The sequence below is a fragment of the Chryseobacterium sp. 2P genome (assembly GCF_059579425.1).
On record NZ_CM184194.1, the window covers coordinates 3,124,720 to 3,148,201 of the forward strand.

Consider the following 23,482-nt stretch of genomic DNA (forward strand, 5'->3'; position numbering starts at 1 on the left):
AAAAAATTAAAAAAAATAATGGCAAAATTAACCTCAAGAAGCGAAGATTACAGCAAATGGTATAATGAGTTGGTGGTAAAAGCCGACTTAGCTGAAAACTCAGGAGTACGAGGATGCATGGTGATTAAACCATACGGCTATGCGATCTGGGAAAAAATGCGTGACGAAATGGACAAAAAGTTCAAAGAAACAGGTCACGTTAATGCTTATTTCCCGCTTTTTGTGCCCAAGAGCTTGTTTGAGGCTGAAGAAAAAAACGCAGAAGGTTTTGCTAAAGAATGTGCAGTTGTTACCCACTACAGATTGAAAACAGATCCGGATAACCCTTCCAAGCTTATTGTAGATCCGGACGCTAAACTGGAGGAAGAACTTATTGTACGTCCTACTTCTGAAGCAATTATCTGGAATACTTATAAAAACTGGATCCAGTCTTACAGAGATTTACCTATATTAATCAACCAGTGGGCGAATGTTGTCCGTTGGGAAATGAGAACCCGTCTTTTCTTAAGAACAGCAGAATTTTTGTGGCAGGAAGGTCATACTGCTCACGCTACAAAAGATGAAGCAATTGAAGAAGCTGAAAAAATGAATAAAGTATATGCAGATTTTGCAGAGAACTTTATGGCAATTCCTGTGATTCAGGGATTGAAAACACCTTCAGAGAGATTTGCCGGAGCAGACGAAACCTATTGTATTGAAGCATTGATGCAGGACGGAAAAGCTTTACAGGCAGGAACGTCTCACTTTTTAGGTCAAAATTTCGCAAAAGCATTTGATGTGAAATTCACTAATAAAGAGGGTAAAATTGAACATGCATGGGCAACATCGTGGGGAACTTCAACCCGTTTGATGGGGGCTTTGATTATGACACACTCCGATGATTTCGGATTGGTGCTTCCTCCTACTCTGGCTCCGATTCAGGTTGTGATTGTTCCTATTTTTAAAGGAGAAGAACAATTGGCACAGATCAGCGAAGTGGCTTTAGATATTCAGGCTAAATTGAGAGCAAAAGGAATTTCTGTAAAATTTGATAACGATACACAGAACAAACCGGGCTGGAAATTCGCAGAATATGAATTAAAAGGTGTACCAGTAAGAATTGCAATGGGACCAAGAGATCTTGAAAACAGATCTGTGGAAATTGCAAGAAGAGATAATTTAACAAAAGAAGTCCGTTCTATTGACGGTTTAGATGCTTACATTGAAGAATTACTGAAAACTATTCAGCAGGATATCTACAACAAAGCATTTGAGTTCAGAAAAAACAACATTACGAAAGTAGATACTTACGAAGAATTCAAAAAAGTTCTGGAAGAAAAAGGAGGATTCATCTATGCACATTGGGACGGAACGGTTGAAGAAGAAGAACAAATTAAGGATGAAACCAAAGCAACAATAAGATGTATTCCTTTGGACGATGATATTGAAGAAGGCGTTTCCTTAATTTCCGGAAAACCATCTAAAAGACGTGTTTTATTCGCAAAAGCATATTAAGACTTAACATAAAAAATTATTAAATCTGCAAAAATTCCTGAAATTTTTGCAGATTTTTTTTAAAAATCAATAAGTGGACTATTTTTTGTTTAAATTTATTACAACATTAATCTTTAAAATAAATTTATTATGTCTTTAAATGTTATTGATTTAATTAAAGGACAATTAGGTCCTGCTTTAGTGTCTCAGGCTGCATCACAGTTTGGGGAAAGTGAGTCTGCCATTTCAAAAGCAATCGGAGGTTTATTGCCTGCCGTTGTGGGAGGTTTAGCAAACAATTCAGATAATCCTGCCGTTTTGGATGCAATTTCAGGAGCTTCTTCTAATGGAATTTTAGGTAATCTGATGGGTGGTTCTTCCAACAATTCAATCATTTCAAGTTTACTGTCTTTAATTTTCGGCGATAAACTGAGCGGTTTGGTAAATGGCATTGCTTCTTACGCAGGGATCAGCAATAATTCTTCAAGTTCTCTTTTAAATTTAGTTACAGGAGCAACTTTAGGTTCTATTGGAAAATATGCCGCTGATAATAATCTGGATAAATCAGGAATCTCAAATTTACTTGGTGACCAGAAAGGAGTTATTTCTTCATTATTACCTGCCGGACTTTCTCTGGCTTCTTTAAATATGGGAGACTGGGATGCAAGATACAAATTTGATAATGACGGCGATGCAATAAAAGCTCCTGCTAAGGAAGAACCAAAAATTGAAGTTACCAGAAGTACAGCTCCTAACGGAACATTTCCCGACAGGAACAATAATGATGGCGGAGGTTCTATCTGGAAATGGCTTCTTCCATTATTGCTTCTAATCGCTGTAGGTTACTTCATCTGGAAGCAGTGTGATAAAAAAGGGACTACAACAACCACTACTATGACGGACTCCGGCAAAGTGGTTACAGATACGGTAAACGCTAAAACATCGGATACAGCTTCAATGAAGTCTGCAAACGCTAAAGTTGATGAGAATATCGATTTAAACGGTGTTTCTTTAAAAGGATATAAAGGAGGAATGGAAGACAATATGATTGCATTCTTAAAATCCGGTGGTTATAAGAATGCTAAAGATGATGCTGCTTTAAAGAAAACGTGGTATAATTTTGACCATGTAAACTTTAAATTGGGAAGCGCTACAGAACTTGAAGCAGGATCTGAAGGACAGCTTCAGAATTTAGTGGCTATTTTAAAAGCATATCCTGAAGCAAAAATAAAAATTGGTGGTTATACAGATAAAACCGGAGACGAAGCCAAAAATCTTAAGCTTTCTGCAGACAGAGCCAACTATATTAAGACATGGCTTGAAAAACAGGGAGTAGGATCTCAGGTGACCGGAGCAGACGGATATGGAAGCCAGTTTGCAAAAGTACCTGCATCTGCATCTAATGAAGAAAGAGCGGTTGACAGAAAAATGTCGGTACGATTTACAAAATAATCTTTAAAACATAAATCAGAATCCCGGAATTTTTTCGGGATTTTTGTTTTCCGGTTATTCTCTGTTTTCATTTATTTAATTATATTTGTTAGCCATTTCTAACATTTATGAATCTGAAATTAAAAGCCGCGTGGCGAAAAGATAAAACATCTCATTCACTATCCGAAGTATATTCTTCGGTAAAAGTTCCTAAAAATGCAAGTTTCTGGAGAAAGTATCTTGCGTTTGCCGGTCCCGGACTTATGGTTGCCGTTGGATACATGGATCCCGGAAACTGGGCTACAGATATTGCAGGAGGAGCACAGTTTGGCTATACTCTACTCTCTGTAATTTTAATTTCAAATATTTTTGCAATGGTTTTGCAGCACCTGTCTGTGAAATTAGGAGTAGTTGCCGAAAGAGATTTGGCACAGGCTTGCAGAGATCATTTTAGCCCGACCACAAATTTTATTCTTTGGATATTCTGTGAAATTGCCATTGCAGCGTGCGATCTTGCGGAAGTAATCGGCTCTGCGATTGCATTAAATTTACTTTTCCATATTCCTCTTACCTGGGGAATTGTTATTACGACTATTGATGTTCTTTTCATTCTTCTGCTTCAGGCAAAAGGTTTCCGATGGATCGAAAGTATTGTGGGCGGACTGATCTTTATTATTCTCGCCTGTTTTGTGTATGAATTGGTTATTTCCAAACCAGCCGTTAATGAACTTTTAGGTGGGTTGATTCCACAAAAAGAAATCATTCAGAACCCCGCCATGCTCTATATTGCAATCGGGATTTTGGGAGCTACCGTGATGCCTCACAATCTGTACTTGCACAGCAGCATTGTTCAGACACGGGATTACGAGCGTACACAAGAAGGTAAAAAAGAGGCTATCAAATTTGCTACTTTAGACAGCACCGTTTCTTTAATGCTTGCTTTTTTCATCAATGCCGCGATTCTTATTCTGGCGGCTGCAACTTTTCATACAACAGGAAATAAAAATGTTGCCGACATTCACGATGCGTATAAAATGCTGACTCCAATTTTAGGGGCTTCGATGGCAAGTATTGCCTTTGCGATTGCCTTGCTTGCTTCCGGACAAAATTCTACCCTTACCGGAACGCTTGCCGGACAGATTGTAATGGAAGGTTTTTTGAATATTAAGCTGAAGCCTTGGTTAAGAAGACTGATTACAAGACTGATCGCTGTCATTCCGGCTCTTATTGTGGCCATTCTTTACGGTGAAGAAGGAACTACGGATTTACTGGTTTTAAGTCAGGTTATTCTTTCTATGCAACTGAGTTTTGCGGTGGTTCCGCTTGTTATGTTTACAAGTGATAAAGCCAAAATGGGGGAATTTGTGAATAAGCCTTTCATGAAAATTTGTGTCTGGATTATTTCGTTTATTATTATTATTTTGAATGTTTATCTTCTGTATCAGACTTTTTTCGGGAAATAGTTCTGTACCAAAATTATTTTCTTTTTATATTAAGTAACCGTAATTTTTTTGTACATACTTCATTAATGATCGTGCTTAATTTTTAACGCAGAGTCTGCAAAGATTTTTAAAGACTTATGTCCATTTTTAAGTTTACAAAGCCGCTCTACTTAGCAAAGAACTCAAAGGTTTTCAATGATGACAAGTTTTGGACTATAATTATTTTTTCAAATCTGATATTTGTAATGATGTTAAATTTTTCAAATAACAGATTTCCCAATATTTAAAACACGACTTCAACTCTAGCCCCGATTGCAGCTTTGTCTGAGCTCATTTCTTTGTTTTTGGCTGCGGCGGCTTCGCCGCCGCAGCCAAAAACAAAGAAATGAGCGAGTGCGGAAAGCAGGAAACAGCTTCTTAAAAACAAGAAAAACAGCTTTACTTTAAGTAATATTTAAAACCATCCCGTCAAAAAATTTTTACAAATTTCTGTCCTCCTTCAGAGGAAAGACATTTTTAGCCGCTCGTTATTCAATTGCAACAAATACTCAAAATCTGACGAAATGTCACGCTTTTTTCTTTGGCAGAATGTTTGTGAATAAAAAGGAAAATAAAGATTGAATTATGGTAAATCAGGATATTAACGAAGAAAGCATCAATAATCAAGAAGATACGAATATTCAGAACGAAGCGGCAACTGAGGAAAATGTGACAGCAAAACCTACGGCAGAGGAACTTTTGGCAGAAGAAAAGGATCGTTACATCAGACTGTACGCAGAATTCGAAAATTATAAAAAAAGAACGAGCAAAGAGAAAATGGAGTTTTTCCAGTATGCAAATCAGGATATGATGATTTCTATGCTTGGCGTATTGGATGATTTTGAAAGAGCAATTAAAGAAATTGCGAAGAACGGAAATCCTGCTGATCTGCAAGGTGTTGAATTAATTTACAACAAATTCAAAAATAAACTGACAGAAAAAGGACTGAAAGCAATGGAAGTAAAAGCGGGAGACAGCTTTAATGTGGATTTCCACGAAGCGATCACTCAGATTCCTGCTCCGTCAGAAGATTTGAAAGGAAAAATCGTGGATGTTATTGAAACAGGATATACTTTAGGAGAGAAAGTAATCCGTTTTGCAAAAGTAGTTACAGGAAATTAACATAAGCAATAAGTGATGGGTAATAAGCAATTTTTGATATTACTCATTATTCATTACTAATTACTCATATAAAGATGTCAAAAAGAGATTATTACGAGGTTCTTGAGATCAGCAAATCTGCATCAGCCGACGAAATAAAGAAAGCATACCGTAAAATGGCCATTAAATATCACCCTGATAAAAATCCGGGCGATAAAGATGCCGAAGAAAAATTTAAAGAAGCTGCAGAAGCTTACGAAGTTCTGAGCGACGAACAGAAGCGTGCGCGATACGACCAGTTCGGACACGCAGGAATGGGCGGAAACGGAGGCTTCGGAGGAGGCGGTTTCGGTGGCGGAATGAACATGGAAGATATTTTCAGTCAGTTTGGAGATATTTTCGGTGGCGGTTTCGGAGGATTCGGCGGTGGCGGCGGTGGCGGCGGTGGTCGTCAGCAGGTAAAAGGTTCTAATTTAAGAATCAGAATTAAGCTGAATCTTGATGAAATGGTGAACGGAACACAGAAAACCATTAAAGTAAAGAAAATGAAGATGGCAGAAGGTGCCACTTCAAAAACCTGCCCTACCTGTAACGGTTCTGGTGTACAGCTTAAGGTAATGAATACGATGTTCGGACAGATGCAGACCCAGACAACCTGCGGAACGTGTCAGGGAATCGGAAAAGTGGCAGATAAAATTCCTGCGGGCGCCAATGCTCAGGGATTAATTAAAGATGAAGAGGAAGTAACGATTAATATTCCGGCCGGTGCAAGAGATGGTATCCAGCTAAATGTAAGAGGAAAAGGTAATGATGCTCCTTTTGGAGGTATTCCGGGAGATTTACTGGTGATTATCGAAGAGGAAATTGATAAAGTCATTAAAAGAGAAGGCGATAATCTTCATCAGGAATTGTACATTTCTTTTGCTGAAGCAGCTTTGGGAACGAAAAAAGAAGTACCGACAGTTGGCGGAAAAGTAAAAATTACGGTAGATGCAGGAACGCAATCCGGAAAAATTCTGAGATTAGCAGGAAAAGGTCTTCCAAGTATCGACAGCTACGGAAAAGGTGATATGTTTATCCACATCAATGTATGGACTCCGCAAAAACTTACGAAAGATCAAAAAGATTTCTTTGAAAAGCAGATGAGCAGCGGAGAAATGGTTGCGGAACCATCCGGCAAAGAAAAAACTTTCTTCGATAAGGTGAAAGATCTTTTCAATTAACTATATTTATAGAGGCTTTCTTTGAAAAGTCTCTTTTTTGAATTTTAAACTACTTTAAATTAAAAACCTGTACATATTTGTACGTATTGTAAAAATTTCACATGAACTACAAGCTTCAACTCCATACACCAGAATCTACGGCGAATCTTATTTTCAATATGATTACTTTTGATGCATTCAAGATTAATATTGTTGAGAGATATTTCGGACCTGCTAAAAAATCATGCGAGGTTTTATTTAAAGTAAGAACGCTGGATGATAAAATCGTAGAAAGAAGAGACGGAAACATGAGAGTAAAGATCAAAAATGAAGATCTTGAGACTTACAGACAACTGCTTTCTGTTCTGAAATCGTATGAATATAAAAATCATCTGATCAACAGAAAAAACGCAGATCAGGATTATGTGCATTTTATTCTGAGACTCGTGATCATGAATTATGATCTGAACTAGGTAATTAAATTATCTTTGAAATAAAAAATTCGCGGCTTCGTAGAAGCCGCGAATTTTTACTATTATTGATCAATTTTCTATGCGCGTTTCACTAAGGAAAACAATGCTTTCCCGATCGTGAAAACAGCCACGGCAAGCAATCCTCCTGCAAGTCCCAGAATCACTTCTTTAAGAACCGTAAGTATTTTATCTGAAGACCATGATGGTAAAATATGGTGAAAATATTCTATTCGGTGAGCAAAAATTCCTCCGGCAACCATAATCAGGGCAATCGTTCCGATCACTCCTAAAGCTTTTATAACTATTGGAAGTGCTTTTACAAGCAGATGTCCTAATTTCCCGATAACCCCTTTATCGTTACTTTTTCTGATCAGTTTAAATCCTGCATCATCCATTCTTACAATTAAAGCTACAATTCCGTAAACTCCTACTGTTGCAATAAAAGCCACCAATGAGGTTACCAGAATCTGGGTAATAAAAGGATGACTTTCCTCCAAAACCGTTCCTAAAGCAATAATTACAATTTCAATAGACAGAATAAAATCCGTTGTAATTGCTGATTTAATCTTTGCCTTTTCGGTTTCTTCAGAATTTAGATCTTCTTCTTCCGCCTCTTCTACGACTTCATGACCTTTTTTATCCCTGTGAAACAGAAATTCTATAATCTTTTCTACCCCTTCAAAAGCAAGATACAGACCTCCCAAAATCAAAACATAATTAATGGCAGGCGGATACAGCCAGTTTAGCAGAAAAACAATCGGAAGAATAATAAGTTTGTTGATGAAAGATCCTTTTGTGATCGCCCAAAGTACCGGAAGTTCTCTCGAAGAAAGGAAACCAGTCGCTTTTTCAGCATTTACAGCAAGATCATCTCCTAAGATTCCAGCCGTTTTCTGAGTCGCTATTTTACTTGTAACCGCTACATCATCCATTAACGCAGCAATATCATCCAAGATCGCAAAAAAACCAGATGCCATAAAATTTTAATGTTTTTTTAATGTTTGTTAAAGGGCAAAAATAATTATTTAATTCGGTTTTTCTTATGACTGACCGAGCTTTATTTAAACTTACTTATCGCGTAGTTAATTAAGATTAATTATTTTAAATCTGTATATCAAATTGTATTCCTCATAATTTGTATATTCGTGATAATCATCAAAAAACTATGAAAAAGTGATTATGTACCATCTTTTTCAATTAAAGTAATGATTCATAAAGATTTTCATTCAATTTTTTGTAAAATATGCAGTCAGGAATATTCTCCCGAAGAAATCATTTACGAAACATGATTTCAGGGAGAAAGTTTATTTGCTTCGGGAGGAAAAACTTTATTGTGTAAAAACAACCATTTTCTTTTCGGATATATGGAATGGAACTCATAACAAAAAATAAAAATTTCTGGTATTATTAATTTTTAAATTCTAATTTTCTGTACATTTATTCTATGAAAAAGCTGATTCTTCGTTACCATTTCTTTGTTTTAGGGTTAATTGGCTTTATTCTGACTTCATGCAATACGAGAAAATTTAAAGTCTGGGTGGGAACAAATAACGAACAGAAAATTTACAATCTGAAATATGGCGAACATAAAAGGCAGAAAGCAGACATCTTTCTTCCTTCGGATTATCCTGAAAATTCTCCCGTTGTTTTATTAATTCATGGCGGAGCATGGACTCTGGGCAAAAAAGAACACATGATCCAGATTCAGAAAATGCTTTTTAAAAATAATATTCCGACCATTAATATGAATTACCGACTGGTTTCAAAATCAAAAAAAATCACGTACCGCGAACAGCTTGAAGACATTAATTCGGTGATTGCCAAATTCAATGAACTGGCGCAGAAAGCAGAACTTCAGCCTAACAATTATATTCTTTTGGGAGAAAGTGCAGGAGGTCATCTTGCTTTGCTGTATGGCTATCAAAATCCTGATAAAATTAAAAAAATCATCTCCTTAAGTGGACCCACAGATTTTTATTCTCCGGAATACCTGAATTCATTTTACTCCAAATATTCTTCGCCAACCGTCCAAAAAGTGGTGGGAACAAAATTCACGCGTGGAAACTTGTCTGAAGAATTTAAAAAAGCCAGTCCGATTGCCCATATTTCGAATGTTCCTACCCTCCATTTTCAGGGAAATCAGGATTTTTTAGTCAGTCCGAAACAGGGAATTGCCTTAGATTCTGCTTTAACGGCTCAAAATATACCGCATAAATTTATTTTTATGGAAAATACAGGTCATGCGCCAAGATTTTTTAGTAAGAAAAAAAGAGACAGTATCATTTATCCCAATATTCTGGAGTGGATTAAAAATTAATCTGATAAATAACTAAAGAACTGGTTTTGTAATATCTCCTTATCCTTCTAAGAAGAATCTATAATGATTCAGCAAAAAAATAACCCGCTCAGATAAGCGGGTTAAATATATTTAAAAATGAATTCTTAGTTGTCTTCTTCATCAAAATTATGATTTTCATACTTGGAGAAGTCCTGTTTTTTACCGAATAAAAATTTGATAATAACCGGAACTGTTGTTATCAGAACAATTACAATAATAATCAGTTCTAGTTTTTTCTTAAGATCAATTCCGAACTGATCAATGAATAATTTATCCAGATAATGTCCTGCAAAAATCAATAAAAACGACCAGAGAACCGCTCCGATGATATTATCTCTTAAGAACGCCTTTTTATCCATCTTTACGATTCCTGCAACAATCGGAGTGAATGTTCTTACAACCGGTAAAAATCTCGCCATAATAATGGCCAAAGCTCCGTTTTTCTCGAAAAAATCGTGCGCCTGATAAAGGTATTTCTTTTTAAAAAGCCATGTATCTTCTTTTTTATATAAAGCAGAACCTGTCTTTCTTCCAAAATAGTAACCTATTTCATTCCCTATAATAGCAGCCAGAGAAACTGATGCCGCTAAGATAAATGTATCGAAAAAATCGCTCCCTGTGGAGCCGAAAGTCTCTCTGATGATATCAATTGAATAAATTCCCGAAACGAAAAGCAGTGAATCGCCCGGTAAAAAAAATCCTACAAAAAGACCTGTTTCGGCGAAAATGATAAACAGAATGAGCCAAAATCCTCCAAGCTTGATATAAAACTCCGGATTTAATAAATCTTTCCAGCTATTGAAATCTTCCATACATTTTGATAAGTAACAAAAATAGGATTAATAAACGTCAATCGGAAATTAATTATAAGATTTTAACGAAATTTAAACATTGTCCTACAATTCCATATCATCATCTGAAACCGCCGTTCCATCCGCCATCAGGAAAGCTTTCAGGAACGGAGTGATGTTTCCGTTCATTACAGAATCCACATCGGAAGTTTCGAATCCGGAACGCACATCTTTTACCAGTTTATAAGGATGCATAACGTAGTTTCGGATCTGGCTTCCCCACTCGATCTTCATTTTATTGGCTTCGATCTCGTTACGGGCTTTCATACGCTCTTCCAGTTCCATTTCGTATAGTCTGGAACGAAGCAACTGCATTGCCTTTTCCTTATTTTGAAGCTGGGAACGCGACTCTGAGTTTTCAATGATGATTCCTGTAGGTGCGTGACGAAGACGAACCGCCGTTTCTACCTTGTTTACGTTCTGACCTCCTGCTCCGGAAGATCTCATGGTTTCGAATGAAATATCGGCAGGATTGATGTTGATTTCAATCGTATCATCCACCAAAGGATACACATACACCGAAACGAAACTCGTATGACGCTTAGCATTGGAATCGAAAGGCGAAATTCTTACCAGACGGTGAACTCCGTTTTCTCCTCTTAAATATCCGAATGCAAACTCTCCTTCAATTTCCAGTGTTACAGTCTTTACTCCGGCAACATCCCCTTCCTGAAAGTTCAGTTCACGGATTTTATACCCTTGTTTTTCCGCCCACATGGTATACATTCTCATCAGCATTGAAGCCCAGTCGCAGCTTTCTGTTCCTCCTGCTCCTGCAGTAATTTGTAAAACCGCAGAAAGTTCATCCCCTTCATTGGAAAGCATATTCTTGAATTCAAGATCTTCGATTTTTTCTACCAGTTGAGGAAAGGTTTCGTCCAGTTCTTTCTCAGAATCCGGATCTTCTTTGGCAAATTCTGCCAAAACCTGTAAATCTTCAAACTGGGTATTGATTTCGTCATACGCTTCCACCCACTTCTTTTTGGAACGGAGCTGTTTCAGAAATCCTTCAGCTTCTTTAGGATTGTCCCAAAACTCAGGAGCTGCTGTTTTTTCATCATCATTAGAAATTTCTATCTTCTTTTTATCGATCTGAAGATATTTATGTAAATCATCAATTCTTGACTGAATTTCTTTTATCTGGTCGCTGTTAATCACGATTGTTTATTTTTTGCAAAAATACGGATAAAATTATGAGTGCAAATTTTTGTCCCGCAGATTTCACGAATTAGTACAGATTCCTGCTGAAATATACTTTCAATTTATATGCTTGTCTTCTTAATTAATTTCAAATTTAAACACATCAGTCACCTAAGATTTTAAATCTTTCGTATCGTAGAGAAGAACAACGTAAGTTTTTGAAAATCCTTGATTTTCTTCTTAATTGATTTTTTATTTTAAAGTAATAAAAACCAATGTGACTGAAATTAAATCATTTCCGCTACAATCTCCCCGATTTTCGGAGCCAACGCAACACCCATTCCTGAAAGACGAACTGCACAAAACTGTCTTTCTGAAAGTTGTTTTACAATCGGTGTTTTTTCGGTTCCCATTGCCATAATTCCTGACCAGCGATGAACGATTTCAACATTTTGATCGGGTAAAATGACTTCTTTCAAAAAATTTTCAAGATGATTCTGCAAAAATTCTGTGGTTTCAAAAGATGTGGTTTCTTCTGTTTTAAAATCCTGATTTCTTCCGCCTCCGAGTAAAATCCGGTTTCCGAGATTTCTGAAATAATAAAAACCTTCATCATAATGAAATGTCCCTTTTAATTTCAGATGTTCAATCGGTTCAGTTAAAATAATCTGTCCTCGAGCCGGAATAATTTTTTCTTTCTCTAAAAATTTTGAAGCAAAAGCATTCGTACAGTGTATTAACTGATCTGTCTTCACAGAAAGATTTTTTGAAAAATGAACTTCAATTTCATCTGAATGTTCCGTGATATTTTCAACTTCGGTTCCGAAGAGAAATTCAACCTTTAATTCATGACATTTTTCCAGTAATTTTTGAAGGAGTTTCCCGGAATGCAGACTTCCTTCACACGGATTTTCAATGAGATATTGAGATTTTTCCAAACCGAATTCCTGAATTTTATGTTGGCTTAAAAAATAGATTTTTTCTACATTGGTAATGGATTTCAGCTTCTGATTTACTTCATCCAGTTTTTGTAAAGGTTCATCTTCATTAAGAATCTCGAAACCGCCATTCAGATCAAAATCTATTTCAGAATTTTTAAAATAATGCTGAATTTTCTGCAGACCGTCAAACCTCATCTTTACAAGGTCTAGTGTTTTTTTCCAGCCCATTTTTTCAGAATCGGCAATCACTTCCGTTAGACTTCCGAAGCAGGCAAATCCTGCATTTCTCGTGGAAGCACCCATCGGAACAGAATTTCGTTCAATGATCAAAACAGATTTTTCGGGATATTTTTCTTTAATGGAAATTGCCGTCCAAAGTCCCGTAAAACCGGCTCCGATAATAATAACCTCGCGTTTTCTGTAAAAAGTTTCAAGTTCCCAGATGCTGTTCATAAGCTATTTTTATGGTAAATTGTGAATAGTCAATTCTCTTCTCTTGTGAATTTTTTTTTCATTCTGAGTCATAATATTATAAAAATTGACAGTTGACTTGCAACGCAAAATTCACAAACCAAGAGAATTCACACCTTTCTATCCCTGACTTCCTTCTTCTTCGCCGTTATGATGGAAACCGATGATTCTTCTTGGTTCTTCAACTGCTTTGTAAGTATCCAGTTCTTTTTTAAGATTCTGAATTCTCTGCTGGAACTGATCGAAATTATTGATTATCGCATCTGCTAAAAATCTCGCAATCTGATCCAGATATTCTTCCGTCAGTTTCGCTGCCGCATCTCTTAAAGCGCCTTTTAAAAGTTTCTGATCGATCTTTAAATTTTCGTTCCGTGTTTTCTGATATTCGTTTTTAATTCTCTTTTTCAGACTTTGGGTAAAATCGATCAGCATCGTATTGCTGAATACTTTCATTTGTGAAGAAACCTCGTTCCAGAAAGGAATTTTATCGGCTTTGTTATTCCTTAAAATCTTAAACAGCAAAGAATCCTTCTCCAGATTTTTCGTCATGGCATATAAAATGATTTCAGATCTTTCCGCAAGATTGGGCGGAAAAACAGGAATCATGACATCGAATCTTCCCGGAGCCAGAATTTCTTCATTAATTTCAGAAACGGAATTTGCAGATCCTACCATTAAAAGATTTCCCCGCTCAAATTTCGAAATATAATGCAGAATAAGTTCCTGTGTTTCCAGATTACAGGAAGCGACATTATTGTCTGCTTTCCTTGCCATCATAATTTCATCAAAGTCTTCCAGAAACAACAGAATTTTATCTTTTTTCATAATGGTTACCAGAAAATCATTGAAATTGGTCTGAATTCCGTCTACAAAAGAGGTTCCGAGGTAATGTTTTTTAACTTCTTTAAATTGATAGCCTATAATTTCGGCAATTTTATTTGCCCAGAAAATCTTGCCGCTTCCGGGAGGACCATACAGAATAATTCCGGCGGGTTTGTTGATTCCCCAGTCTTTAATCTGCTGCGGATTTAAAAACGGTTCCAGAGCGCCTGAAATATAGAAGAAAAGATCTCTGTAGCCGATAAAATCTCTTTTCTGAAGGCTGGTTTTATGCCCGAAATAATCATACACAAACTGATAATTTCCGCCAAGTTTGTTATCGATTCCGTAGCTTGAAATGGAGGATTTGAAGAAACCGTTGTCGAAAATATTCGGATCAGCTTCTTTAATGGCTTTTTCTATTTTTTCTTTGGGCTGATTGATGGTTTCCGCAATCTGTTCCAGTGTTTTTGTTTTGTCTAAATCTTTTTCGTAAAGTTTTAAAAATTCGATGTTTTCGCGCGCAAACTTTTCAAAATCTTCTTTTACTTCAAAATTTGTGCTTATGCATTCTACAAGCTCAAGATCAAAATCCTGAATAAACTGTTTGATCGCTTCGGCTGAAACGTTAAGTTCTTTTGCCAGTTCAATTAACTTCATAATTCCCTATTAATTCTATCAAATTTAATGTTTTTAGAAATTAAATTTTACGGATTGATGATATAATTTGTAACAAAACGTGAATTATATACACTACTACTATGTAAAACAAATTACATGGAAAAAATTTTATCAGTAAAGAATCTGACTAAAAAATTCAAGAGAATCGTGGTAAACAATATCTCCTTTGATGTGGAAAAGGGGAATGTTTACGGACTTTTAGGACCGAACGGAAGCGGAAAGTCCACCACTTTCGGGATGTTGCTTTCTACGATTAACCCGACAAGCGGAGAATGGTACTGGTTTGGAAAGAAAGGAACTGATCCTGATACGCTGAAAAAAATCGGGGCGATTATAGAACAGCCTAATTTTTATCCTTATCTGAATGCGGAGACGAATCTTAAAATTGTTGCCGAAATTAAAGGAACGCCTTATTCCAGAATTGATGAAGTACTGAAAACGGTTAATCTTCTGGAAAGAAAAAAAGATATGTTCCGAACGTATTCTCTGGGGATGAAACAGCGTCTTGCGATTGCTTCGGCATTACTGAACAATCCGGAGGTTCTTATTCTTGATGAGCCGACAAATGGTCTTGATCCTGAAGGAATTATCCAGATCAGAGATATCATCAATAATATTGCAAAACAGGGCATTACGATTATCATTGCGAGTCACCTTCTGGATGAAATTGAAAAAATATGCAGCCATGTAATTGTTTTGAAGGAGGGAAATTCCATCTATTGCGGAAGGGTGGACGAAATGACCGCCAATAATGGTTATTTTGAATTAAAAGCAGACAACAATACATTGCTTTTAAATGCACTGAATGAACTGCAGTGGTTTACTGCGGTGAAGCAGGAAGGTGAAATTTTAAAAGCACAAATTCGTGATGATGCTTCTATTTCGGCTTCGGCGCTGAACCAGAAACTGGCTGAAAAAGAGATTTTCCTGTCTCACTTAACAAAGAAAAAACTGTCTCTTGAATCTCAATTCCTTGAACTTGTAAAAAACACAAAATAATCATGCTGAAATTACTAAAACTAGAATATTACAAAAACCTGAATTACAGACCATTCAAGGTTTTTACGATCTTATATTTTGCGATTCTTATTGCTTTGCTTTTCGTCGGACTGGTAGATTTTGATGCTTTCGGAGGAAAGATTAATTTGAAAGAGCAGGGAATTTACAATTTTCCGGGAATCTGGAATTTCACAACATGGATTGTGGCTTTGCTGAAGATTTTCTTAGGATTAATCATTGTTTTTTCGATTTCGCAGGAATTCAGCAACCGGATGTTTAAGCAGAATACGATTGACGGTTTAAGCAGAAAGGAATTCATCAGCTCTAAATTGTTAACGATAAGCATTTTCACAATTATTTCTACGATTATCGTTTTTGCGATTACCATGTTTTTAGGGTATCAATATTCTGATACAACAGAATCTGGGAAAGTTTTTGAAGAGGTTTTCTTTATTGGCAACTACTTTATAAAGCTATTTACCTTCTTCTGTTTCCTGATGTTTCTTTCGGTTTTATTGAGAAAATCGATTTTCGTATTTTTAGCATTGTTTGTATTATGGCTCGGAGAATGGATTATTGGTTTATTTGAAACTTTTTCGAAAGTAAGAGGAACACAGGAAGCGGAACGATTAAAGATTATGAAAGACGATTTCTTCATCAGTCATCTTTTTCCGCTGGAAAGTATGTCAAGCCTTATTCCCAATCCGATGATGCGTTTAAAAGCCGCACAAATCTTTGGAGGAAAATATGAATTCCACTACCCTACCGAAAGTTTAGTTGCGTGTCTGGTTTGGTGTGCGATTTTTATTTTCGGGTCGTACTGGATTCTCAGAAAGAAGGACTGGTAATTTTTTTAAAACATTCAACACAATATATTCAGATTATTTTTTTTAAGTGGTTCGTTTTTTACGGATCACTTTTTTTGTTTTTTGGCTTAAAATTTTCATTCAGATGAAATTAAATTATTACCATGAAAAAGATCTATTATTTTCCGGGACTGATCAGTGCTTTGCTGATTCCTGTTCTGTTTTGGTATTATGGGAATATGAAACTTGAAGAAGCTAATCTGCGTGTTATGGATATAGGACTTCCAGCGAAGCTTACAGGTAATAATTATCTATATAGCTTTGAGCCTTTGAGACATTGGGACTATAAAAAAATAAAAGTTAATCCTAATACAGCTAAAGAAAATTCTAACTTGTATGTTTCGGAAATGAAAGCTCTTCAGAAAAGAAATCAAAAAGAAACAGGAATTGAGTTCATTCTTGATGAAAATAACACTTACGGTGATTTTGTTTCTTTATTAAATGATATGGCTATTGCAAAACAGGACACTTATGCTTTTGATATAGAAAAAACAGGGCATGTATTTGCAGTTCATTATTATAAGGATCCAAACGCAAAAGAAGTTGAATGCCTTCTTTGTAATGATGCCATTTATACTTATGCAGAACCAACTTTTAAAGATAACTTTTTCAAACTTCCAAAAGAAGCTTTTTTCATTATTTTTGGATTTCTACTGTTTTTAAACATTTCCATGTTCAGCATTAAGGAAAATCTTCAAACTAAAAGAACGTTTGCATGAGAAAGATCTATTATTTTCCGGGACTGATCAGTGCTTTGCTGATTCCTGTTTTGTTTTGGTATTACGGTAGCCAAAGAACTCATGAACAATACACCGTTATGGATCTTGGACTTCCCGCTAAACTAAAAAAAGGAAAGGAAAATTCATTGAATACTTTTGAACCTTACAGAAAATGGAATTACAAAAAGATTGTTGTAAAGCCCAATACCGCACTTCAGAATCAGCCATATTATGTCTCCGAATTAAAAAAACTTCAGGCAAGAAATGAAAAAGAAACCGGAATTGAATTTGTAATTGGAGATAAAAATAATTATCAGGATTTTATCGCTTTAATTGATGCAATGAAGATGGCAAAACAGGAATCCTATGGGGTTGATGTTGAAAAAACCAATCATTTTTTTGCTGTTCATATGTACAAAGATCCGAAGGCTGTAGAAAGAGAAGCTATTTGTGGAGGAGTTGTAGGAGGCGAGCATCACGAAAAGAAAATCGCATTGAATTTTTTTAATCCAGAGACATTTATTAATCATGTTCCTCAACAATCGTATTACATCATCTTTGGATTTTTACTATTTTTAAATTTTTCCATGTTTAGCATTAAAGAAAGACTTCAGCTAAAACTCTGATAGATTCTTCAATGCGCTCCACTCCGTTCCGCTCCTTTCTGAATGACGGGATACTCAATTTAAAGTATAAACATAAAAAGGCTGCCTTTCGACAGCCCCTTCAATCACCTCTTCACTTAACACTTACTTTTTATCTTTATCAAGTAGAGAAATATATTCTCCATAACCTTTTTCCTGCATTTCCGCTTTCGGAATAAACTTCAGGGAAGCTGAATTGATGCAGTAACGAAGTCCGCCTTTGTCTGCGGGACCGTCATTGAAAACGTGTCCCAAATGCGCATCTCCTGTTTTACTTCTCACCTCCACTCTTGTCATTCCGTGAGAACGGTCTAACTTCTCTTCGATTAATTTTTTGGTAATCGGCTTAGAAAAACTTGGCCATCCGCAACCGGATTCGAATTTATCGGTGGAGATAAACAAAGGTTCTCCTGTGGTAATATCTACATAAATCCCCTCTCTGGTTTCATCCCAGTATTCGTTCTGGAAAGCTCTTTCTGTACCGTTTTCCTGAGTTACGTTATACTGTTCGGCAGTCAGTTTTTCTTTTAAAACCTTTTTATCCTGCTTCTGATATTTGGTTTCGTTACTTCCTTTTGTATCTTTTTTTGGCGGATTGGCGTTTCTTGCCATTTCAAACAATCCCGGTTCGATGTGGCAGTAACCTCCCGGATTTTTATCCAGATAATCCTGATGATAATCTTCCGCTTTATAGAAATTCTTTAAAGGAATGGTTTCCACCACGACTGGTTTGCTGTAATTTTTAGCCAGTTTTTCCACTTCAGCTTTTACGATCGCTTCCGTTTCTTTGTCTGTGGAATAAATTCCCGTTCTGTATTGGTTTCCTCTGTCATTTCCCTGTTTGTCGATGCTTGTAGGATCTATGGTTTTAAAATACAGATCAATTAATAGTTTTAAATCTACAACTTCAGGATCGTATTTCACTTTTACGGTTTCGGCAAAACCTGTAGTATGACTTACTACTTCTTCATATGTAGGATTCTTTTTATTTCCGTTGGCATAGCCAACTTCTGTTCCTACCACTCCGCGAATCTGCTGAAAAAAATGCTCGGTTCCCCAGAAACATCCTCCTGCAAAATAAATTTCTTTTACATTTTTGTTGTCCATAATGGTCTCATTTTCTTTTTTTGTGTCTGTGGATTTTTGTCTGGCATCTCCACAGCTTGTCGCAAAAACTGCTATTCCCAGTACCACACTGAGTAAAATTAGTATGTTTTTCATTTTTATTTTATTATCCATTTTTTCACATTTAAAATCATTAAACCAAATCCTAAAAGCATCAGATCCTTCAGAATGAAAAAGTCTGTAACCGGAATTCCATCAACCACTTTCCAAACTCCCGGAGTTGTAAACAAATAGCTTAAGGTAGTAAGAAAAGTAACAATCATTCCGATGGCGGCGTACTTTCTGAGTGATGCAAATTTCACACTAAAAATTAAAAGTAATGCAATGATAATTTCTATCACTCCGATAGTATCAGACACTGCCTGAATGCTTACAATATCATATACGAAAAAAGTAAGGAAATGGTTTTCCACCAAAGGTTTTATCGCATTCGCTTCTGTGGGTGTAAATTTGAAGATTCCGATCCAGAGCAGAATAAGAGCAGCTCCGAAAAGTGAGAGGTAATACCCTGCTTTTCCGGCAAGGTTTTCGTTATCGATTTTAAGTGCAGTTCCGTTCATTTTTTAAGATTTTGAGTTAATACTTTATTATTTTCAAAAGTATAGTCGGAACGTTTTCAAAATCCTGACAAAAATTTTATTAAAGATCTAAATTTTTAACCATTTTTTCTTTAAAACCCTGAATTTCAGAATCATTAATTTTATCTTTCTGTTCGTTGAGAAGTTTTCTTTTTAAAATTTCATCTAAAATTTCCAGCTTTTCTTTATACGCTCTGCACCATTTACAGATTTTCAGATGCATGGAAAGTTTTCGATTCTCTTTTGAAGAAATTGTACCTGCATTTCTTTTTTCCATGAGCATGGTTGCCTGGCTGCATGGTAAAAATAGGATATGGATTAGTTTTTTTAACATTTTAAAATCATTTTAAGACTTGGCAAACCAGTTAAATTCCAGACATTCTCTCAGTTGCATTCTGCTTCTCTGCAGAATCTTCCAAAGATTAGTCGTAGAAATATTGAGTTCCTGACTTACTTCAGGTGCTTTTTTTTCTTGAAGATAATACATTTTCATGGGAAGTTTCCACCGAACCGGCAATTCTTCCAGACAATCTTCCAACGTTGTATTAAAATCTGTATCGTCTAAAAGTTCTGTTTCTTTATTTTCAGCATTCCAGTCATTCAGCACATCGTCATTTTTCCATGATCCGGTTTTTTCATCAAAAAAATGATCCAGACTTATCTGCGGTTCCGATTTGTATTTTTTGCGGTAAAAATCGGCAACCTTTCGGTTTAAAATTGTCATTAACCACGTTAAAGGCTGACTTTTCCCTTCGAAGGATTCATACGACGAAAAAGCAGAGATAAAAACCTCCTGAACAATGTCTTCCGCCTCCACTCTATCCGACAGCAAATAAACAGCTCTTCTCAGCAATTGTCCTGAATACTGATCGATCCAGCTTTTAATGGTTTCATTTTTTGTCATATCAAATATTATCTTATTCCCTTAGATTTTAAATCTTTAGGTTTTTCTAATATTAAAACGAATATAGAAAGTTAAATGATAAACTGCAAAGTTTTCATCAAACTTATCTGTACGTTGTATTTGTCATGCTGAAAGCATCTAAGCAATAATATCAAACACAAATGCCACAAATCCTAACACCAATAACACGATTCTGATAAAATTATATCTTGTGTTGCGCAATTTAAATGCTTTCAGCATGACAAATGATGGTTTATATAATAAATAGTGAAAATTATAATCGTGATTTAGCCCCGATTGCAATGAAAATCCCGCAGTGAAGCGGCGGAGCAAAGCGGAGCCGCGCAATGAGGAATTGCAATGGAAAGCGGGAAAAAGCTCCTGAAAATGTTTCAGATTATTATACAAATCTTAGCAAAAGTATCAAATATTTAAAACTAAATCACTCAAAAACATTAAATTTGCATCTTATCAAAATTGTAAAAAGCAAAGCAATATATAGTATTATGACATCACAAGAGATTCGTCAAAAATTTTTAGATTATTTTAAAAGTAAAGAACACCTTATCGTTCCTTCGGCTCCTATTGTGCTGAAAGACGATCCTACCCTTATGTTTTCCAATTCGGGAATGACGCAGTTTAAAGATTATTTTTTAGGTTATAAAGAGCCTAAAGCCCCAAGAATTGCCGATACCCAGAAATGTTTAAGAGTTTCCGGAAAGCACAATGATCTGGATGATGTAGGTAGAGATACCTATCACCACACCATGTTTGAAATGTTGGGGAACTGGTCTTTTGGTGATTATTTTAAAAAAGATGCTATTGCTTTTGCCTGGGAATTGCTGACAGAAGTGTATGGAATTCCTAAAGAAAATCTTTACGTAACCATTTTTGAAGGAGATACTTCCGAAAATCTGGAAAGAGATCAGGATGCTTATGATTTCTGGAAATCCCATATTTCTGAAGACAGAATCATCAACGGAAACAAAAAAGACAATTTCTGGGAAATGGGCGCAAGCGGACCTTGCGGACCGTGTTCTGAAATTCACGTTGACTTGAGAACTCCGGAAGAAAAAGCTAAAATTTCCGGTCTTGAATTGGTGAACAATGACCATCCTCAAGTGGTGGAAGTCTGGAATCTCGTTTTTATGGAATTCAACAGAAAAGCTGATGGTTCTTTGGAAAAACTTCCTGCACAACATGTTGATACCGGAATGGGCTTTGAACGTCTTTGTATGGCGCTTCAGGGAAAATCCTCTAATTATGACACGGATGTTTTTACCCCTTTAATTGCTAAAGTGGAAGAACTTTCAGGAAAAAAATATACCGGAATTTTAAAAGACGAAAAAGATATTGCGATTCGTGTTGTGGTAGACCACATCAGAGCGGTTTCTTTTGCCATTGCAGACGGACAGCTTCCTTCAAGCGGAGGTGCAGGTTACGTTATCCGAAGAATTTTAAGAAGAGGAGTTTCCTATTCTTACAGATTCTTAGATATGAAAGAACCTTTCCTTTATAAATTGGTTGCCGTTCTTCAGGAACAAATGGGTAAATTTTTCCCTGAACTTGAAAAACAGGGAGCTTTGGTTACAGAAGTGATCAAAAGCGAGGAGGAATCTTTTCTTAATAAAATTGAAAACGGACTGATAAGAGTTGAAAAATTAATTCAGCAGACCATTGAAAGCAATTTGAAAGTGCTGCCAAGCGATGAAGTTTTCGAATTATATGATACTTACGGCTTTCCGAATGATTTAACGAGAATTATTGCTGAGGAAAAAGGCTTAACGATTGATGAAGCAGGTTTTGAAGCGAGAAAGAAAGAGCAACAAGATCGTTCAAGAGGCGGCGCTGAACAAAAAGTCCACGACTGGGTAATTCTTGAGGAAAAAGCAGAAAATTTTGTAGGTTACGACCAATTAGAATCTGAAACCTACATTACAAGATACCGAAAAATAGAAAATAAAGACGGAGAATTTTATCAGGTAGTTTTAAGCGAAACGCCTTTCTATCCGGATGGCGGCGGACAGGTTGGAGATAAAGGTCTTCTTGAAAACGCCACGGAAAGTTTTGAGGTTCTGGAAACAAAAAAAGAAAACGGACTGATTATTTCGTTAATTAACGGTCTTCCTAAAGATGCAGGAGCAGTTTTCTATGCTAAAGTAAATGCAGCGGAAAGAAAAAATTCTCAGGCAAACCACTCGGTAACGCACTTACTGCATGAAGCACTAAGAGAAGTTCTGGGAACGCACGTGGAACAGAAAGGTTCTTACGTAGGTCCGGATTATCTGCGTTTCGACTTCTCCCATTTCAACAAAATGACGGAAGAAGAACTGGCTTTGGTAGAAAATAAAGTGAATGCTAAAATCAAAGAAAGTATTGCGTTGCAGGAATTCAGAAGCATCCCGATTCAGGAGGCTTTAGACAAAGGTGCAATGGCTTTGTTTGGAGAAAAATACGGAGACAATGTAAGAATGATCCAGTTTGGAAGCTCGAAAGAACTTTGTGGAGGAACTCACGTAAAAAACACCAGCGAAATCGGTCATTTTAAAATTCTTTCCGAAAGTTCTGCCGCAGCAGGAATCAGAAGAATTGAAGCGATCTCCGGAGATGAATCTGAAAAATATTTCAAAAATCTTGAAAAGCAGGTAGCTGAACTTTCTCAGTTGTTAAAATCCAAAGACATCATCCGTTCGATTGAAAAGCTGATGGAAGAAAATGCTTCTTTAAAATCTGAAGTGGAAGCTTTCAAGAAAGAAAAAGCAAAAGGAGAAATCGGCGACTGGAAAAATGCTTACGAACAAAAAGGCGATAAGCAGCTTTTGGTAAAGAAAACGTCTCTTGATGCAGGTTCTGTAAAAGACATCGTATTCCAGTTAAAGAGAGAAATCCCGACTTCCGTAACGATCATCCTTTCTGATGCAGACGGAAAACCAATGATTACGGTGGGTGTTTCAGATGATCTGGCTACAAATTATCAGGCAGGAGCTATCGTAAAAGATTTAGCGAAAGAAATCCAAGGCGGTGGCGGCGGAAATCCGGGCTTTGCAACGGCAGGAGGAAAAAATCTTGATGGTCTTGAAAATGCATATCAAAAGGCTTTAGCGCTTTAATTAAAATATGGTTTTGAATTCGGCGGCGAAGCCGCCGAATTCCCAAAAATATCCTGAAAATTTTTCAGGATATTTTTTTTATTCCACTTTGGAACGATTCATGATAAGACAATAAAAGACAGATCTGATTTTATC

The 23,482-nt window shown here is 36.3% G+C and carries 21 protein-coding genes; 12 read left to right on the plus strand and 9 right to left on the minus strand.

The window, feature by feature from the left end:
• Positions 1-18 precede the first annotated feature (18 nt).
• From proS to AC52CF_RS14145, 6 genes are all read left to right on the plus strand, one after another.
• Complete coding sequence (proS, locus tag AC52CF_RS14120; protein WP_336731470.1) at positions 19-1,494, plus strand: proline--tRNA ligase; 1,476 nt, start codon at positions 19-21, stop codon at positions 1,492-1,494.
• A 129-nt stretch (positions 1,495-1,623) separates the two neighbouring features.
• The gene (locus AC52CF_RS14125) at positions 1,624-2,925 is read left to right on the plus strand and encodes an OmpA family protein (protein ID WP_375180966.1); all 1,302 of its coding nucleotides are present in this window, start codon (positions 1,624-1,626) and stop codon (positions 2,923-2,925) included.
• A gap of 107 nt (positions 2,926-3,032) precedes the next feature.
• Positions 3,033-4,367 (plus strand): Nramp family divalent metal transporter, encoded by a 1,335-nt coding sequence (locus AC52CF_RS14130; RefSeq protein ID WP_375180967.1) that lies wholly within the window; start codon positions 3,033-3,035, stop codon positions 4,365-4,367.
• A gap of 603 nt (positions 4,368-4,970) precedes the next feature.
• Positions 4,971-5,507, plus strand: a complete 537-nt coding sequence (locus tag AC52CF_RS14135; protein ID WP_076392462.1) for a nucleotide exchange factor GrpE — start codon at positions 4,971-4,973, stop codon at positions 5,505-5,507.
• 74 nt (positions 5,508-5,581) lie between these two features.
• Positions 5,582-6,709, plus strand: a complete 1,128-nt coding sequence (gene dnaJ, locus AC52CF_RS14140) for a molecular chaperone DnaJ (protein WP_496517296.1) — start codon at positions 5,582-5,584, stop codon at positions 6,707-6,709.
• A 101-nt stretch (positions 6,710-6,810) separates the two neighbouring features.
• Positions 6,811-7,161 (plus strand): prevent-host-death protein, encoded by a 351-nt coding sequence (locus AC52CF_RS14145; RefSeq protein WP_235131316.1) that lies wholly within the window; start codon positions 6,811-6,813, stop codon positions 7,159-7,161.
• A gap of 77 nt (positions 7,162-7,238) precedes the next feature.
• Here the strand turns inward: AC52CF_RS14145 and AC52CF_RS14150 are convergent, their stop codons facing one another.
• Positions 7,239-8,138, minus strand: a complete 900-nt coding sequence (locus AC52CF_RS14150; RefSeq protein WP_336734029.1) for a DUF808 domain-containing protein — start codon at positions 8,136-8,138, stop codon at positions 7,239-7,241.
• A gap of 467 nt (positions 8,139-8,605) precedes the next feature.
• On the opposite strand from AC52CF_RS14150, the gene AC52CF_RS14155 reads away from it, so the two are divergent.
• Positions 8,606-9,478, plus strand: a complete 873-nt coding sequence (locus AC52CF_RS14155; RefSeq protein ID WP_375180969.1) for an alpha/beta fold hydrolase — start codon at positions 8,606-8,608, stop codon at positions 9,476-9,478.
• Between the two features lie 125 nt (positions 9,479-9,603).
• Here AC52CF_RS14155 and AC52CF_RS14160 read toward each other — a convergent pair whose 3' ends face one another.
• The 4 genes from AC52CF_RS14160 to AC52CF_RS14175 form a co-directional block, all read right to left on the minus strand.
• A complete protein-coding gene (locus AC52CF_RS14160) occupies positions 9,604-10,311 on the minus strand; it encodes a DedA family protein (protein WP_235131320.1) in 708 nt (235 codons plus the stop codon).
• Positions 10,312-10,395: 84 nt separating this feature from the next.
• Positions 10,396-11,508, minus strand: a complete 1,113-nt coding sequence (gene prfB / locus AC52CF_RS14165) for a peptide chain release factor 2 (protein WP_235131321.1) — start codon at positions 11,506-11,508, stop codon at positions 10,396-10,398.
• Positions 11,509-11,777: 269 nt separating this feature from the next.
• A complete protein-coding gene (locus AC52CF_RS14170) occupies positions 11,778-12,884 on the minus strand; it encodes an NAD(P)/FAD-dependent oxidoreductase (protein WP_496517297.1) in 1,107 nt (368 codons plus the stop codon).
• 138 nt (positions 12,885-13,022) lie between these two features.
• Complete coding sequence (locus AC52CF_RS14175; RefSeq protein ID WP_290266522.1) at positions 13,023-14,381, minus strand: AAA family ATPase; 1,359 nt, start codon at positions 14,379-14,381, stop codon at positions 13,023-13,025.
• A gap of 117 nt (positions 14,382-14,498) precedes the next feature.
• On the opposite strand from AC52CF_RS14175, the gene AC52CF_RS14180 reads away from it, so the two are divergent.
• From AC52CF_RS14180 to AC52CF_RS14195, 4 genes are all read left to right on the plus strand, one after another.
• Positions 14,499-15,401 carry an ABC transporter ATP-binding protein gene (locus AC52CF_RS14180; protein ID WP_496517298.1) on the plus strand — a complete coding sequence of 301 codons (903 nt, stop codon included), beginning with the start codon at positions 14,499-14,501 and terminating at the stop codon, positions 15,399-15,401.
• 2 nt (positions 15,402-15,403) lie between these two features.
• Entirely contained in the window at positions 15,404-16,249 is an 846-nt protein-coding gene (locus AC52CF_RS14185) for an ABC transporter permease (RefSeq protein ID WP_290266526.1), read from the plus strand.
• A 122-nt stretch (positions 16,250-16,371) separates the two neighbouring features.
• Positions 16,372-16,986 carry a hypothetical protein gene (locus AC52CF_RS14190; protein ID WP_290266528.1) on the plus strand — a complete coding sequence of 205 codons (615 nt, stop codon included), beginning with the start codon at positions 16,372-16,374 and terminating at the stop codon, positions 16,984-16,986.
• Positions 16,983-17,612 (plus strand): hypothetical protein, encoded by a 630-nt coding sequence (locus AC52CF_RS14195; RefSeq protein ID WP_290266530.1) that lies wholly within the window; start codon positions 16,983-16,985, stop codon positions 17,610-17,612. The genes AC52CF_RS14190 and AC52CF_RS14195 overlap by 4 nt, the downstream gene beginning before the upstream one ends.
• Before the next feature lie 123 nt (positions 17,613-17,735).
• Here AC52CF_RS14195 and msrB read toward each other — a convergent pair whose 3' ends face one another.
• The 4 genes from msrB to AC52CF_RS14215 all read right to left on the minus strand — a co-directional run bounded on the left by msrB (position 17,736) and on the right by AC52CF_RS14215 (position 20,237).
• Entirely contained in the window at positions 17,736-18,851 is a 1,116-nt protein-coding gene (gene msrB, locus AC52CF_RS14200) for a peptide-methionine (R)-S-oxide reductase MsrB (RefSeq protein WP_290266533.1), read from the minus strand.
• 2 nt (positions 18,852-18,853) lie between these two features.
• On the minus strand, positions 18,854-19,315 hold the full coding sequence (locus tag AC52CF_RS14205; protein WP_375181686.1) for a DUF417 family protein: 462 nt from the start codon (positions 19,313-19,315) through the stop codon (positions 18,854-18,856).
• Between the two features lie 79 nt (positions 19,316-19,394).
• Complete coding sequence (locus tag AC52CF_RS14210; RefSeq protein ID WP_271160835.1) at positions 19,395-19,667, minus strand: hypothetical protein; 273 nt, start codon at positions 19,665-19,667, stop codon at positions 19,395-19,397.
• 12 nt (positions 19,668-19,679) lie between these two features.
• Positions 19,680-20,237 carry an RNA polymerase sigma factor gene (locus AC52CF_RS14215; protein WP_375181687.1) on the minus strand — a complete coding sequence of 186 codons (558 nt, stop codon included), beginning with the start codon at positions 20,235-20,237 and terminating at the stop codon, positions 19,680-19,682.
• Positions 20,238-20,743: 506 nt separating this feature from the next.
• Between AC52CF_RS14215 and alaS the strand changes: the two genes are divergently transcribed.
• Positions 20,744-23,347, plus strand: a complete 2,604-nt coding sequence (alaS, locus tag AC52CF_RS14220; protein ID WP_375181688.1) for an alanine--tRNA ligase — start codon at positions 20,744-20,746, stop codon at positions 23,345-23,347.
• Positions 23,348-23,482: the final 135 nt, after the last annotated feature.